This is a genomic window from Pedobacter frigiditerrae (assembly GCF_032678705.1).
Taxonomy (GTDB): Bacteria; Bacteroidota; Bacteroidia; order Sphingobacteriales; family Sphingobacteriaceae; genus Pedobacter; species Pedobacter frigiditerrae_A.
Map to the genome: position 1 here is coordinate 2,135,483 of NZ_JAVTSS010000002.1, position 16,032 is coordinate 2,151,514.

The 16,032-nt window shown below is 34.1% G+C and carries 15 protein-coding genes; 3 read left to right on the forward strand and 12 right to left on the reverse strand.

From position 1 onward, the window contains the following. Nucleotide 1 precedes the first annotated feature (1 nt). Nucleotides 2-613: a fumarylacetoacetate hydrolase family protein gene (locus R2Q59_RS20160; protein ID WP_316787216.1), complete on the reverse strand. Its 612-nt coding sequence runs from the start codon at nt 611-613 to the stop codon at nt 2-4. A gap of 27 nt (nt 614-640) precedes the next feature. After that, nucleotides 641-1,159, reverse strand: a complete 519-nt coding sequence (locus tag R2Q59_RS20165; RefSeq protein ID WP_316787218.1) for a T9SS type A sorting domain-containing protein — start codon at nt 1,157-1,159, stop codon at nt 641-643. A gap of 190 nt (nt 1,160-1,349) precedes the next feature. Between R2Q59_RS20165 and R2Q59_RS20170 the strand changes: the two genes are divergently transcribed. Further along, on the forward strand, nt 1,350-3,311 hold the full coding sequence (locus R2Q59_RS20170) for a KUP/HAK/KT family potassium transporter (protein WP_316787220.1): 1,962 nt from the start codon (nt 1,350-1,352) through the stop codon (nt 3,309-3,311). Nucleotides 3,312-3,533: 222 nt separating this feature from the next. Here R2Q59_RS20170 and R2Q59_RS20175 read toward each other — a convergent pair whose 3' ends face one another. The 10 genes from R2Q59_RS20175 to yihA all read right to left on the reverse strand — a co-directional run bounded on the left by R2Q59_RS20175 (nt 3,534) and on the right by yihA (nt 14,437). Next, a complete protein-coding gene (locus R2Q59_RS20175; protein WP_316787222.1) occupies nt 3,534-4,580 on the reverse strand; it encodes an acyltransferase in 1,047 nt (348 codons plus the stop codon). Between the two features lie 92 nt (nt 4,581-4,672). After that, nucleotides 4,673-5,077, reverse strand: a complete 405-nt coding sequence (gene arr / locus R2Q59_RS20610; protein ID WP_410478288.1) for an NAD(+)--rifampin ADP-ribosyltransferase — start codon at nt 5,075-5,077, stop codon at nt 4,673-4,675. A 379-nt stretch (nt 5,078-5,456) separates the two neighbouring features. Further along, nucleotides 5,457-5,666, reverse strand: coding sequence for a hypothetical protein (locus tag R2Q59_RS20185; RefSeq protein WP_316772326.1), 210 nt, complete (start codon nt 5,664-5,666; stop codon nt 5,457-5,459). 117 nt (nt 5,667-5,783) lie between these two features. After that, the gene (locus R2Q59_RS20190; protein WP_316772329.1) at nt 5,784-6,299 is read right to left on the reverse strand and encodes a transposase; all 516 of its coding nucleotides are present in this window, start codon (nt 6,297-6,299) and stop codon (nt 5,784-5,786) included. A 160-nt stretch (nt 6,300-6,459) separates the two neighbouring features. Beyond that, nucleotides 6,460-7,317 carry an alpha/beta hydrolase gene (locus R2Q59_RS20195; protein ID WP_316787225.1) on the reverse strand — a complete coding sequence of 286 codons (858 nt, stop codon included), beginning with the start codon at nt 7,315-7,317 and terminating at the stop codon, nt 6,460-6,462. 99 nt (nt 7,318-7,416) lie between these two features. Continuing rightward, nucleotides 7,417-8,391 (reverse strand): hypothetical protein, encoded by a 975-nt coding sequence (locus R2Q59_RS20200; RefSeq protein ID WP_316787227.1) that lies wholly within the window; start codon nt 8,389-8,391, stop codon nt 7,417-7,419. Nucleotides 8,392-8,459: 68 nt separating this feature from the next. Continuing rightward, nucleotides 8,460-10,409 (reverse strand): amino acid permease, encoded by a 1,950-nt coding sequence (locus R2Q59_RS20205; protein WP_316787229.1) that lies wholly within the window; start codon nt 10,407-10,409, stop codon nt 8,460-8,462. A gap of 640 nt (nt 10,410-11,049) precedes the next feature. Continuing rightward, on the reverse strand, nt 11,050-12,756 hold the full coding sequence (locus R2Q59_RS20210; RefSeq protein ID WP_316787231.1) for a M3 family oligoendopeptidase: 1,707 nt from the start codon (nt 12,754-12,756) through the stop codon (nt 11,050-11,052). A gap of 70 nt (nt 12,757-12,826) precedes the next feature. Then, on the reverse strand, nt 12,827-13,681 hold the full coding sequence (locus R2Q59_RS20215) for a UbiA-like polyprenyltransferase (RefSeq protein WP_316787232.1): 855 nt from the start codon (nt 13,679-13,681) through the stop codon (nt 12,827-12,829). Nucleotides 13,682-13,792: 111 nt separating this feature from the next. After that, nucleotides 13,793-14,437 (reverse strand): ribosome biogenesis GTP-binding protein YihA/YsxC, encoded by a 645-nt coding sequence (yihA, locus tag R2Q59_RS20220; protein WP_316772351.1) that lies wholly within the window; start codon nt 14,435-14,437, stop codon nt 13,793-13,795. Between the two features lie 115 nt (nt 14,438-14,552). Between yihA and ubiE the strand changes: the two genes are divergently transcribed. Next, nucleotides 14,553-15,281: a bifunctional demethylmenaquinone methyltransferase/2-methoxy-6-polyprenyl-1,4-benzoquinol methylase UbiE gene (gene ubiE, locus R2Q59_RS20225; RefSeq protein ID WP_316772353.1), complete on the forward strand. Its 729-nt coding sequence runs from the start codon at nt 14,553-14,555 to the stop codon at nt 15,279-15,281. Next, nucleotides 15,278-16,027 (forward strand): outer membrane beta-barrel protein, encoded by a 750-nt coding sequence (locus tag R2Q59_RS20230; protein WP_316772356.1) that lies wholly within the window; start codon nt 15,278-15,280, stop codon nt 16,025-16,027. Before ubiE ends, R2Q59_RS20230 begins: the two co-directional genes overlap by 4 nt. Nucleotides 16,028-16,032: the final 5 nt, after the last annotated feature.

Genomic DNA, 16,032 nt, shown 5'->3' on the forward strand with positions numbered 1-16,032 from the left:
ATTATTTAATACTAAAATTGAGTAATTGTTTATCCATTAACCAACACTCTAACTGGTCGCCTTGTTTTACTTGACCAACACCTTCTGGCGTTCCGGTAAAAATTAAGTCGCCCTTTTTTAAGGTAATATATTGAGAAACGAATGAAATAATCTTCTCAAATGAAAACAAAAGATTAGCCGTATGTCCTTTCTGGCGAGTTTCTTTATTGATTTGCAGTTCGAATTTTATATCGTACATATCAGCATAATCTGCCTTTGGTAAGAAATTACTTACCGCAGCAGAGTTGTCAAAAGCCTTTGCCAATTCCCATGGCAAACCTTTCTCTTTATGCTCGCTTTGAATATCCCTCGCTGTAAAATCTATTCCTAAGCCGATTTCATCATAATAATTTGATGCAAATTTTTCTGAAATGTGTTTGCCTTCCTTACAGATTTTTAAAACCACTTCTAATTCATAATGAATATCTGAAGAGAAATCTGGAATATAAAATGGTTTATTGTCTTTTAAAACAGCAGTATCAGGTTTTAAAAATATGATAGGTTTTGTTGGAACAGCATTGTTCAATTCTTTGGCGTGAGCAGCATAATTGCGGCCAATGGCGATAATCTTCATAACTCAAAAATAGTAAGAAATAGGCAATTAAAGAACAGAGATTTTCACAACCTTTTGTTCTCCGCCAGCAACAATTTTAAGAAAGTAAATGCCAGCATTTAACTTATTTGGAATAGTATAAGTTTTTGTTTGCTCGCCACCTGGAGTTCTTTCATTAGCGAGTACAACAACGTCATTGCTTAGTAAATCTGTAATTTTAACAGAAAGCGTAGTTTCTCTATCTAAACGCAAGCTGATATTAATTTGCTCGTTTACTGGATTTGGGTAAACCTTTAAAACAGTTAATATTTTATTGCTTTTTGGTAGTGTTGTAGTGCCTGATACAGCGGTACTGCTAGGATTGTAACCGCCCATTGTGGTGTTTGGTTTATAGGGCTGTATAGTTCCCTTTATTTGCGGAACTCGACTTACAACTTTAGGTTTTGGCTTAATACTTACTTTTCCAGTATCAATTTTTTGTGCAAAAACAGAAGGGCCTACCAAGGCAACCATGCAAATTATGCAGAGTATGCTCCATGAGAACGCTATTTTTGACCTTTTATACATCTATTCGAGCAAAAATATAAATAATTAAACAAACAAATCAAACAACTTGTTGTAGAAAACAATATTTAACAATATTTAACACCCATTTTTTCGACTATAATTTAAGGTATTCAGCGCATAAATTATGATGAAAATATTAATGAGCTTATTCCTAATAATTTAATTATTTTTGCATCCAAATTTTATAGCAGTGTCAAATCATAAAAACGTTAATGCGCTTACCGCAGGTGGAGTTCTAGTTAGTTTAGGAATTGTTTTTGGAGATATTGGTACCTCACCACTCTATACCCTAAATGCTATTTTTACTATTATTTTAGGGGGTAAACAAGCCATTAGCAGAGATGTTGTGTTGGGCGTTTTATCTTGTATCATCTGGACCTTAACCTTACAAACAACCATAAAGTATGTAATAATTACATTAAGGGCAGATAATAAGGGTGAGGGAGGTATTTTTTCATTGTTTTCTTTAGTTAGAAAAAAGGCAAAGTGGTTAGTGATTCCTGCTACAATTGGAGGTTGTGCATTATTGGCAGATGGAATCATTACACCAAGTATTACAGTGACCTCAGCAATTGAGGGTTTAACCAATAAATTTGATAACGTCCCTATTATTCCAATCGTAATTGGAATTTTAAGCATATTATTTCTTATTCAACAATTTGGGACAAATCTAGTTGGAAGGCTTTTTGGCCCAGTTATGTTTGTTTGGTTTGCTGTTTTAGGAGTTGTTGGGATATCTTATGTTGTTAAGGATTTTAGTGTTTTACAGGCCTTCAATCCTTATTGGGCGATACATCTATTGAGTACAAATAGTCTTGCATTTGTTATTTTGGGTGGTGTTTTTCTATGTACAACAGGGGCAGAAGCACTTTATTCAGATCTTGGTCATTGTGGAAGAAATAATATACGCATAAGTTGGATTTTTGTGAAGCTAACCCTGATACTTAATTATCTAGGGCAAGGCGTATGGATTTTACATAACGGAGCTACATACATACCAAATGCTAAGATGAATCCGTTCTTTGAAATTGTTCCAGACCAATATCAAATTGCCATGGTTTGTTTGGCAACTATGGCTGCAATAATTGCAAGTCAGGCTTTAATTAGTGGTTCGTTTACATTGATTGCAGAGGCTGTTCGTTTAAATCTTTGGCCAAAAATCAGAATAGTTTATCCTACTGCTTCGAAAGGACAATTATATGTGCCGGCAATTAATTGGATGTTATGGGTAGGTTGTGTTGGTATAGTTTTACTATTTCAAAAGGCCGAAAAAATGGATGCAGCATATGGTCTTTCGATTACCATAGCAATGTTGATGACAACCATTTTGGTTACGTATTATTTACGTAGTAAACGTTTTCCTAAATATATAATTGGTGCATTCTTAGTTACCTATATAATTATTGAGGGTACATTTTTAGTAAGTAATTTAACTAAATTCTTACATGGTGGCTGGGTGACAGTGTTAATAGGATCCGTTTTGTTTTCTATTATGTGGAGCTGGTACGTAGCTCGAAAAATCAAAAATAGATTTGTTAAGTATGTGGAGATTGAAGATTATTATCAGATTATAAATGAATTAAGTAGTGATATCTCAGTTCCCAAATATTCCTCTCAACTAGTTTATTTAACAAGTGCTAATTTTAAAACGGAAATAGAATCAAAAATTATTTATTCGATTATCCAGAAAGAGCCGAAGCGAGCTGATGTGTATTGGTTAGTACACGTTGATGTTGTTGATGAACCATATACAAGAGATTATAAAGTAGAATTTTTAATCCCTGGTAAACTTATTCGTATCGATTTTAAACTCGGATTTAGGGTAGAACAACGTGTTAATTTGCTTTATCGTAAAGTGGTTGAGGAATTGGTTAAAAATGGTGAAATTGATATTACGAGTCAGTACACTTCATTAAATAAACATAACATTGCTGGTGATTTTCGTTTTGTCTTATTAGAGAAACACCTGTCTAAATTTACCAACTTAAGTTTCTATGAACGTAGTATCATGGATTATTATTTCTTGCTTAAACATTTTAGCTTATCTGAAGTAAGTGGTTTTGGATTAGATTCTAGTTACGTAGAAGTAGAAAAAGTTCCTTTGATTTTTGTTACTCCTGATGATATAGAGTTAAATAGATTAGCAGTTTAGTCTGTCGATCAATAATAGCCACAGATTAACAGATTATTTAATTTAAATCTGCGATCTGTGGCTAAATAATTTTAGTCCTTGGAGCTTTAGAACTATTGTTTTGTTGGACTTGTTGATAGATTTACATCATAGCAGCAACCTCATTCTAATCTGCTAACTGTGGCTAATAATTTGAATTTTTGGTGTTCTTAAAACTATGTGTCTATGTGGTAAAACATTAGCTTACCCTGCCACCTTATCACCAAATGGCAATTTCTTAAGCAGATAAATAACCAATCCCGAGATACTTAAACACATCACCGTGGTCAGTGGAATCCCGAAAACTACTCCAAATACAGCTCCATTCATTCCAAATCTGCTCATATAGTATAACACCAAAATGTGCACAAAGTAAATTCCAAAACTATGTTTGTTAATGAATTTTCTAATCGCTTTTAATTGTGGATTTACTAAATAAGAATGTTTAAAGAATAAAAATAATCCTACAGCAGAAATAACCACATTTGGAGAAAAGTAGGTATATAAATCAATAGTAAAACGCCCGTTATACTTTGATAAAAAATAGGTTCCGAAAATGGTGAGTAATATACCAGTTGTAAAAATGAGAAAGGAAATGGTTCTGATATGCTTTACCTTTTCAAAGTTTCTAATCGATAAATAATAACCTAAAACGACGTAACCTACAAATCCAGAGAAATATTTTAGGTTAAAATCTGGAATGTATTTAGAAAACAGAGGTTGGGCAATAATAATAGCGATAACCCAAAGAGCCAGAAAATAGATAATCTCTTTTTCAGTTGCCTTTTTCACCCATTTCGATAAAATCGGAATGAATAAATATATCCCAATGATCATGTAGATATACCAAAAATGATAAGTTGTTTTATAAGCAATTTTAGTAGAGCCTATATTTAACATCTCTAAAAACGGAAGTTTAAACCCGTTTTTTAAGGTGGTTAAAACGTGAATTAAATAGATTGAAATCCAAAATAGATATGGGAAAATAATACGCGTAACTCGTTTTTTTAGATAATCACCAAGTTGATAGTCTTTTGGTAAAAGTAGAGCCCCAGTAATCATTACAAAAACCGGAACGCAGAACCTCACTAAACTGTCATATACATTAGCCGTCCACCAATTAAAACCTGATATTCTCTCAAATTTGTACAGAAAGGGGGCAGCAACGTGAAGAAGTATCACACTGATGGTTGCCACAACCCTTAAATTATCTAGCCAAGAAGTGTCTTCCCTTTGTTCAAAATCGCTCATTCTTGGCAAAGGTAGGGATTAACCACATAGGCACATAGGAAAATAGTTTTGTCCTATTAGTTGGTGTCTTACTTACTTAGATAGGGGCAAGGCTAATTAATGATTTCCCCCTTATTATTTGCTAATTTTTCACGAAATTTTTCAATCTCTTCAGGTGTTTGTCTAGACCATTCTGTTACTTCTCCGATAACTTTCAATGGAGCTTGTGAACGATAGGAACGAGTTGGATTGCCTGGGAATTTTTTATCTGTCAGATTTGGGTCGTTCTCAAAGCTACCTGTTGGTTCAACGATATACACCCGTTCACGTTCATCACCCTTTGCTAACGCAGCTGCTAGTCCTGCTCCATTAACCAATGCAGTAAAATAAATATGGTTCATCTTTATTTCAGATTGGTAATTGGAAATGCCACCAGCTGTTAGCAAGTCATTAACCTGCAAATCTGCTCTCGTACCATGGTAAAAAGGTCCTTCGTCAGAAGGGTTATCTTTAAACATATTTCCTAATTCATTATTCTTTTTTGCATTATCCAAGTCCCCTAAGCTCTCATAACATTTAGCAATATTAAAATATAGAGAAGGAAATGCACTTTTAACGGAGTCATCATTTGTTTTTAATGCAAACTGCAAAGCAATTTCAAGCCATTTTAAGTTATCGGAAATATCTTTCTGGCACCTAGCGACATAATGAGCCGCAAGAAACTTTTCAAAATCATTTGTTGCTTCATCCCAGGCTTGGAGAAACAGTTTAAGTGCTTCTTCTTGTTTAGACTTTTGCTCCATTTCCATGCCATGAAGGCATAATTTAACAACATTGTTGAATGGTGAGAATTCCATTTTCTAATTGTTTTATGTAATTAGTGTTTTGATTTATTTTTTATTTAGAGTTAAACAACTCAAGTCTTTTTTCAATTCTTTCGATGATATCAGAATCATTGTCATTGTAAATGTCTCTTAGTTGGTATTCCTCATTTGACTTAAATTCATTTATTCCTAAATTGAAAATCGCCTGACCAAATCTCTGGCTAGGGTTTTGATCTAAATAGATTTTTAATTTCTCAAGTATTATTCTGTGTTCTTCTATCATAAATTGTGATAACTGTTTTCTGCATAGTGATGGATTCTCATCTCTAAAGGTCAACTGCCAAACTGATGTGAGCAGCTGATTTTTGTCCTATCGGTCGGTGTCTCACCGACCGAAAAGCTAGTTTTTGTAATGGGTTAAGATACAAAACTCATCAATCCCTGTTAAGTAAAATTTTGCACTGCTCCACCTATAGTTTTCGGGATATTTTGCTAAATTCCATTTTTCTTTCGTTGGATTCAAATGTATATAATCTAATTTCTGAATTAGAATTGTTTCGGTACTTATAGAGATTGCAAGTGGATCACGTTTCCAGAATTGATAGTTTCTATCCATTTTTTCAGATTGATAATCATTTAGTAATATAGTGTTATTGGTCAGCAGATATCTTCTAAATTGATGAGCAGTGAATTTTGTAAAACTTGCAGCTGGACTCTCCTTACCATTAAGACTTAACATATTCCATAATAAGTGAATATGATTTGGCATAATTACATAACCATAAATTTCTACTAACTTTTGCTTAACTAGAAACTGCAAAGAACTAATTACAATTAGTTTTAGGTTGTCATCAGCTAATAGATGAGCAAAATTACAAATGGTATCAGTGTAAAAATATGAATTATAAAAATCCATTTGTCCCTGTCGTTTATGAAATATATGCATAATTTGTAATCAGTTGTAGGGACAACAATACAAGTTAGCTATTTTCTCTAAAATTAGAAATTTTTTGAGTGGTTTCGGTCGGTGAGACACCGACCGATAGGCGAACTTTATCCTTTTCTAAATCTTGCCCTTATCGCTGCTTTCCCCAATCTTTAAAAATAAATCGCAATGCATCGAAATAAGCAACAATTGGTTCTGTCATGTGTGTTTCGGTCGGGTAGTGTTTATAGATGTAATCTAGTCCTTTAAGTTTCTTATTAGCTATTGTAGAGTCCAGTTTTAATAAACCTTTATGAAAGAACGAATTATTTCCACCTTCATTTCCGCTGCTGTAAAAAATCTTTTTGTTTAATACTGAACCCTTTTTAAGTTTTTCATCAGTCAATTTTAAAAGATATTCATTGTCCCACCAAAGCGATGGGCTTATTGCAATATAAGCATTAAACATGTCGGGATGGTTTAACATACAATTGAGAGCTGAAATTCCACCAAAAGAATGTCCAGCCAAAATTTTATAAGGCTCTGTTTTGTAATTTTTGTCAATCATCGGAATTAATTCTGTCTCAATGAACTTTAAAAAATTTTCGTTCCCGCCACTAAATTTATACGAACCACTATCTGGTTTTCCCATATAGTTGGTTATACTTTTTGTTGGGGTAAGGTCTCTTGTTCTATTTGTATTTGGGATGCCAACAACTATCATCTTCGGCATTGCTAACACGTCTGGGCGACTAAGATAATCGACATAATGTGCAAGAAGCTCAAAATGATTGTCAGCGTCCATTAAATACAATACGGGAAATCGCTTGTTTAAATCAGCTGAGTCTACTTTGGGAAAATGAATATAAACCTTGCGATCTTCATTTAAAACCTTAGACTTGATCGTTACAACCTCACTTGGTGGATATTTATAAGGTTCCTTATTTTGGGACCGTGCCTGCAAAGCAATAAATAAAAACAGAATTGTAAGCAATCTAAAGGTATACATATTCAATTGTTGATTTACTTTTACTAGTCATTTATTTCGGGCATTGAGACACAAACCGATAGGCGAATCAATCTCTCAAACCATTTTAGACATAGTAATTTAATTCTGTATTATATCTTTCCATTTTGAAATGGTTTTTATCCATCCTGTACCTTTTATTGCTTCACTACGCCATCTCCAATAACTTTCTGATTTTAAGTCTAAAATAGCTCTAACAACTCCTACTTGAGCCCATCCCGTTGATGATATTTCTTTTTCTACTTCAGATATAAAAGGCTCTACTGCTATTCTCATATTGTCCAGTTCTTCAAGCGAAATATTGTGTTCTAAAAGCTCTTTCAGTAGCCTAAACGGATTTGTTTTTGGTCGTTTTGGAAATACGAAATCTAGATAAGCCTGAAGGGTATCAAGATTAAGATCCTTAGAGAAATCGAAGGATTTTTTACCTTTAGTATTAATTATTAAGGATTGTTTGAAATTTTCTTTTTCGTTTTTTAATTCTTGGAATTGACTATCTGCAATCTCTAAAAGTGCACTTAGTTGATATAATTTTCTTCGAAATTCTATCGGTATATCTTCCTTGTTTTTATAAGCCAATTTATGCTCAATATCAGCCCATGAGTGCATTAAAATTGTTCTTACTTGAATTTCTGTTTTTAAATTTTCCAACCCTCTATAATTAGGAGCTTTTGACCATTCTTTTTTAATTTTTACAATATAGTGGTTAGAGCGATAACCAAAACGATCTGGTTCGAGAGCAGAGGATTTATCTATTGCTTCTAAAATTTCAAATTCATCGTTTATAATATCTGAAATTCTGTCTAAATCTAATGGATAAAAGCAAACGATTCTTAAACCACAAAAATCCTCAATTTGATCAAGAGGATTCTCATATCCTTTCCTTTCAATTTTCTCATAGAAAGAATCAAATTCTTTTATCCGAAAAGATATTGTATGGTAAGAAATCTTTTGTTCAGTTAGAAATGTAATTAACGCTTGTTTCAAATTTTCTGCTAATCTGGCATACAAACTGTGTTTTGAATGATAATGTTCTTCAATTTCTGCTTTATCCATTACTATTAAATATTAACCAGATTAATTTGACTCTTAATTTTTCTTTAGTGAAACATAGACTGGTTGTGCTACCCCTCAGCAATCTCTTTCCCCAACTTACTATGTTTATAACCATAAGCGAAATAAACCACCAAGCCAATAACCAACCAAATTCCAAAACCAATCCAGTTAGAAATACCTAATTCGCACATCATGTACAAACAGCTCAATAAGCCTAAAACAGGAATAAGGGATAGGTTTTTAGTTACACAGTAATAAGTAATAACAAGACAGATGATCAAGAAAATCCACATTGGAATTTTGTGTTTAAATAACGACCAGCCACCTTCAAATTTCTTATCCGTTTCAATAGAAGATTTGTTCATGAAGTCTTCATATTGAGCAGGAGTTAGATTTGTCAAGTAAGCCTCAGCATCAATTTGTTTACCTTGTAAAACAACTGGGCTCGCACTTATTTCCCCTTTAACAGTCGCGATTTCTTGGTCTGATAGGGATTTAATAAATGTTGTTGGCTCAATAATCTTTGTTTTATTGGTAATAAAATCAGTTGTTTCAGTTTTAAATTTCACAAAACAAACTACAATTACAGCAATAAAAACAAGAGGGATAATGAACTTAGAATTAACATAAGGAATTTTGAATTTCCCTCTTTGTACGCCTGGTCTGTTTTGTAAAACCAATACACCTGCACAAACCAACACAAAGGCAAATAAGGTTCCTATAGAGCATAAATCGGTAACGATAGTTAGGTTCATGAATAAAGAAGGAACCGCCACTACAAAACCAACTACGATGGTCGCAAATGAAGGTGTTTTATATTTAGGATGAATTTTAGAGAACTTCTTAGGTAATAAACCATCACGGCTCATGCTCATCCAAATACGTGGTTGACCCATTTGAAATACCAATAACACACTTGCCATTGCAAATACAGCACTTACGGCAATGATACCACTCATCAGTTTTAAATCAATTTGATCAAAAACAAATGCCAATGGATCACCAACTGCTAAAGTATCAGATTTTACTATTCCTGTTAAAACTAAAGCAATGGCCACATATAAAATGGTACAAATGATAATTGCCCACATCATCCCTCTAGGTAAATCTCTTTGTGGGTTTTTACACTCTTCTGCAGTAGTAGAAATGGCATCAAAACCTATATAGGCAAAGAAAACAGCAGAAACTCCTTTTAAAACTCCCGATACACCATTTGGTGCAAATGGGTTCCAGTTTTTAGTATCAACATAGAAAACACCAACTGCAAGTACCAATAAGATAACCGCCAACTTAACCACTACCATTGCATTACTTGCATTTCTAGATTCTTTCATTCCGCGATAAACTAACCAAGTAATGAAAATGATAATACCTAATGCAGGTAAATCGGCCACTAAATGAAAACCACCTATAGTTGGTGCAGATACCCAGGCATTGTTAGCAATACGAGTGGCATCATCCAAATTAGCCATGCTTTTTCCTGCATTTAACAAGGCATCCGCATGTGCGTGACCATTAAAAGCGGTTAAATAATCCATTGTTGCCCAGTCTGGGATATTTATGCCATCTATACCTAATGCCGGTATTCGAATGGAGGACAGTAATCCAGTAAAGTAATCTGACCAAGAAATAGCTACAGTAATGTTTCCAATGCCATATTCCATGATCAACGACCAGCCTATAATCCAAGCCACTAATTCGCCAAAAGCTACATAAGAATAGGTATACGCACTTCCAGAAACGGGCACCATAGACGCAAATTCTGCATAAGCAAAAGCAGCAAAACTACAGGCGATAGCAGTAAAAATGAAAAGGAAAATTACCGCCGGACCGCCATCAGCACTTGCTTTACCTATCGTGCTAAAAATACCTGCTCCAATAATTGCGGCAATACCAAATGCCGTTAAATCTCTTACACCTAAAGTTTTATGAAGCGAATCACCATGGTCGCCATAACCTTTTGCTGCATCTTCTAAAATCTTTGAAATTGATTTCTTTCTAAATAGTTTATCGAACATATAATGGGTTGTGATGCTTTTTATCTTTTCAAGGATTAGAGCAGTCTTTGTTTAGTTTATCCAAACTTAAAAAAATATCGATTAAAAACCGCTATAGCGCACATAAAATTATCAACGTCTATTGGGATTTAAGCTTATTTCAATTAAAAGTCATAGCAATGAGCAGGGTGGGCTAATGATGCCTTACTCTTAGCCGTATCTTATCCCAGTTATAGCCCTATAAAATCCGCTACAAATGCAAAACTAATCCGCGTCCAATGCGGACTAGACGCGGACTCGATGCGGACTAGATGCGGACTGGCTAGAAAGGAAACAGGAATGAAGATGCAATAACAAGTAAGGCAAGATGCGCTGTCTTATACTTGATTACCCTTACAAAAAGCGGATAGTTAAACGGTTAAATACTTACATGATAAAAACATAAACGGTTATATCCTTACACTCATTTTTCTTCATACTGATATCACTGAATTATTCTTACAATAGAACTTATTCTGCCCAATTTATTAGCGCTTCTTAAATAAAACCCCACAAAAAAAGCCGTAGTGTAATGCTACGGCTAAATTTATTTGTTAGATAACGAAATGTTTATTTGAAGTGGAAAGCTTATACCTTCTACCTTCCTTCCCTCAACCTTGTCTTATCCCAATTTATTTAATTCATCCTTAACAAAATTGGCTAATTCTTTAACATAAGCTGCGCTGAAATCAAATTTAATTCCTGCGGTTTCATAAATCTCATTCATTGGTTTGGTATAACCTAATGCTAAGGCATCCAAATATTGCGCTAAAGCTTTTTCTGGATTTTCTTTATAATTTTTCCAAACAGCAATAGCGCCTAATTGTGCAATCGCATATTCGATGTAGTAAAAAGGAACTTCAAATAAGTGTAGTTGTTTTTGCCATAGGTTGCCAAATTGTTGCTCAAAATCTGTCCAGTCTGCAAAGCCTGCCCCGAAAAGACTATAGATTTGCTTAAATGCAACTTCCCTATCTGCAGCATTATGGTTTGGATTAGTATAAATCCAGTGTTGAAACTGGTCTATTACTGCAACCCAAGGCAAGGTTTTTAAAACATCTGCCAATTGCTCTTTTTTGGCACGAATTAAATCTTCCTCATTGTCGAAATAAACATCCCAATTATCCATTGAGATTAACTCCATACTCATTGAGGCTAATTCAGCAACCTCAGATGGACAATGTTTAAAGTCGTTTAACTCTAAATTTGCAGTTAGAAAAGTATGTATCGCATGACCACCTTCATGTACCATGGTTGTTAAATCTCTTAATGAATTGGCCGAGTTCATGAAGATAAAAGGGGCACCAGTTTCTGCTAGTGGATAATTGTAACCACCTGGAGCTTTGCCCATCCTACTTTCCACATCAAAAAGTCCATTAGCCTTCATGATGCTTAGTTTCTCACCTAAAGATGGATTGATCGCTGTAAAACAGCTAATGCTTTTATCAATTAGTTCTTGTCCGTTATGAAATGGCTTTAACATTGATTTACCAGTTGTGCTCACCTCCATGTCCCAAGGTCTCAATGCTGTTAAGCCTAAAGCGACTTGTCGTTTTTCTGCCTGTTCTTTTAAAACAGGAACAACTTCTTTTTCTATCGCTACTGCGAAATCATAACAATCTTTAACATCATAATCAAAACGGCCTAAAGCCTGAAACATGTAATCGCGGTAGTTCTCAAAACCTGCGTTTAAAGCAACTTTATGTCGCATGGCAATTAATTCATCAAACAAGATGTTTAACTCATCTTTATCTGCTAATCTGCGTTGTTGAATGGTTTCCCAAGCATTTTGCCTAACGCTGCGGTCTGTGTCTTTTAAAAAATTGGCGGCTTGTTCTAAGGTGTATTCTTGCTCGTTAATTTTTACGCTCATTGCACCGGTAACACTTTGGTATTTTTGTTGGGCAACCTGTAATTGCGTAAATAGCTCAATGTTTTCTTCGCGATATAATTCTAAAGATTTTTTAATAGCACATAGGTAAACAAAATATTTATCGTGGTCTAAATCGTTAACAAACGGACTGTCATTTAATTTTTTATTTAGCTCATTAGCCACAGGCGAAATTTTTGGTTCAATCTCCGTAGCAAAATATTGAAAATCCTTAACCAAACTTTCGTTTGCAGTATCGCAACTCATTTTAATGTATCTCCACGCAAAATCTTCTTCTAGAGCTGCTTCTAACTCACTTTTATCCTTTAACCATTGCTCCAATTCTCCAACAGCGTTGATTTCTCTTTTCAATAATTCTTCTAAAATAGGAGATAGGTTTTCCCATTCCATTTTTAAATCTTGAGGAATATAAGTTCTTATTTTTTTGTTTATGATCATAATATTTTAATGTTGAATTAGAGAAGGATTGAATTATAGAATGATATTCACTCATTCAAAATTCATTCATTTAATTTCTAAGGTAGGCATCAATTAAAAAGCAAAGTGCAAAAATAACTGATGCATAGCCATTGGTTGTTGCAAAAGCTCTATCCACTTTACTAATATCTGTTGGTTTTACTAGCAAATGCTGATAAATTAACATGGCACAGAAAAATACAATTCCGATATAATAAACCCAACTAAATTCTGAAAAGAACAGTGGTAGAATTACGCATAAAGCTGAAAAAATATGTAAAACGACAGACAAGCGTAATGCATTTTTGATGCCCAAAGCTGCAGGGATTGAATGTAATTTTTCGGCTCTATCAAAAGTTTCATCCTGTAAAGCATAAATGATATCGAAACCACTTACCCAAAATAAAACGGCAAAGGAGTAAAATAAAGGGACAATGTTAAACGCTCCTGTTACCGCAATATATGCTCCTATTGGCGCTAACGCTAAACCTAATCCTAAAACCAAGTGGCATAAAGCCGTAAAACGTTTGGTGTAACTATAAAAAAGAACTACAAACAAAGCAATTGGAGAAAGGTACAAACACAGGGTATTGATGAAAGCGGTAGCCACTACAAATAATATACAGTTTATGATTACAAAGGTTAAAGCTTCTGTTGCAGAAATTTTTCCTGCTGGGATATCTCGAGTTACGGTACGGGGGTTTTTAGCATCGATATTTCGGTCTAAATAACGATTGAAGGCCATCGCGGCATTTCTTGCAAAAACCATACATAAAATTACCAATGCCAATAGATACCAATTAAATGGGTTTGGAGTTGTGGTAACGCCTAAAAAAAAGCCAATTAAGGCAAAAGGCATAGCAAATATGGAGTGCGCAAATAATACGAGTGAAAAATATTTCTTCATTATTAGATGTGAGTATTGAGATATGAGATTTGAGACATAGTTAAATCACTTCTTTTGTTAACTGCAAACAGGTGTTTTTTTGAAAATTGTCAACTGTTAGCTGAAAACTAATTATTCCGTATTGCTAGCTGAATAAAACTGGGGATCGATTTCTGGTTTAACAAAGTCTTCATTTACTTCTTGCACAAATTGCAAAAGTTTATCTCTTCCTTGGCCTTTCTCTGCAGAAGTGACAAAAAATGGAGGTACTTCTTCAAACCAACCTAATAATGTTTTATTGAACTTAGCCACATTTTGGTCTGTTTTTGGTGCAGATTGTTTGTCGGCCTTTGTATAAACTAAGGCAAAAGGAATTTGGCATTCGCCTAACCAAGAACAAAACTCTAAATCAATTTTCTGAGGTTCTAAACGGCTATCAATTAATACAAAAACACATTGAAGGTTTTCTCTTTTTGTCAAATAGTTTCTAATGAATTTTTCCCATTTCTCTCTACTGCTCTTAGAAACTTTGGCATATCCATATCCAGGTAAATCTACAATGTACCACTTTTCGTTTATTAAAAAGTGATTAATCAATTGTGTTTTCCCTGGTCTTTGTGATGTTTTTGCTAAACCTTGTACGTTTACCAACATGTTAATAAGTGACGATTTACCTACGTTAGAACGACCAATAAATGCATATTCTGGTAATTCTGGTAAGGGTAAAGCAGAAACTTTAGTGTTGCTAACAACAAATGTGGCAGATTTTATAATCATACAGCAAAGGTAAGAATAAGTTTGGAGTTGAGAGTTTGTCGTAAAATCATTATAAACACATTTTCCGTCTTACATTTCACATCTTACATTGATTATGTATCTTTACCCCATCAATATGAATAAAGAAGTTACTCCTTACGCTGGCACAGAAACAAAGAAAGAACAGGTTGCTACCATGTTCAACAACATTTCTGGCACATATGATTTTCTAAATCACTTTTTATCTTTAGGTATCGATATCATTTGGCGTCGCAAGGCGATAAGAGAATTATCTGCCATACAACCTAGAATTATTTTAGATGTAGCAACGGGAACTGGAGATTTTGCTTTCGAATCAATAGATATCCTTCATCCTGATAAGGTAATTGGTGTAGATATTTCTGAAGGAATGCTAGAGGTGGCTAAAAAGAAAATCAAGGAGCGTAACCTTGGCCATACATTTTCTGTTCAATTAGGCGATTCTGAAGGACTACATTTCGAAGATAATACTTTTGATGCCATAACTGTTGCCTTTGGTGTGAGGAATTACGAAAACCTAGAAAAAGGATTAGCTGATATGCTTCGAGTTTTAAAACCCGAAGGAAAAATTGTTATCCTTGAGTTCTCTAAGCCAAGGCATTTTCCTGTAAAACAAGGTTATCATGTCTATTTTAAATATGTAACTCCATTTTTTGGTAAACTATTTTCTAAAGATAAAAGAGCTTATACTTATTTACCAGAGTCTGTGGCTGCTTTTCCAGATGGAGAAGAGTTTGTTGCATTGATGGAAAAAGTGGGTTATAAAAATACCAAACACAGACCTTTAACGTTTGGAATTAGTGCGATATACACAGGTATTAAATGATAAAAAAGCTAACACTCTTACTAATTATTACCTTATTCTCCTTTTCTATTGCTAAATCTCAAAATTGGGGTGGCGGTATAGATGGCGAAAGATTTAATTGGGGCTTTAGTTTTCAATACATTTCATCTGAACTTAAAATCACTAAAAACAGTAACTGGCGTAAGCCTTATTACGACCAAGATTTAGGAGATTATGTTACCGATACCTTAAGTGCTATTAGTTCTCCAACATCTGTTGGATTTGGAATTGGATTTGTAGTTAACTCTAGTATCCATAAAAATGTTGATGTTCGTTTTACCCCAACATTGGTATTTAACGACCGTTTGGTTGATTATGCTTATGTGGTACCCGGAACATATAATCCAAGTAACCCAATTGTGCAAAAGAAAGTTCAAGCCACAATGGTAGACTTCCCAGTAGGGTTAAAGTTAAAATCTGATCGATTGATGAATGTTAGGGCCTATATGTTGGGAGGTTTAAAATACTCTATCGATTTAGCATCGAGTAAAAAAACTAATGATGAAAGTGCAGCGCCAGTTGACAAATTATTAAAAAATAAAAAGAGCTTTCTTTCTTATGAAGCTGGATTAGGCTTTGATATTTATTTCGAATGGTTTAAAATGTCTCCTGAAGTAAAAGTTTCTTATTCATTTAAAGACATTTTAAAGCATGAGCCTCAGCCTTATGCTAATCCCATAGACAAGGCAAAGCTTAGACATTTTACTTTCAGTTTATTTTTCGAGTAAGCTGA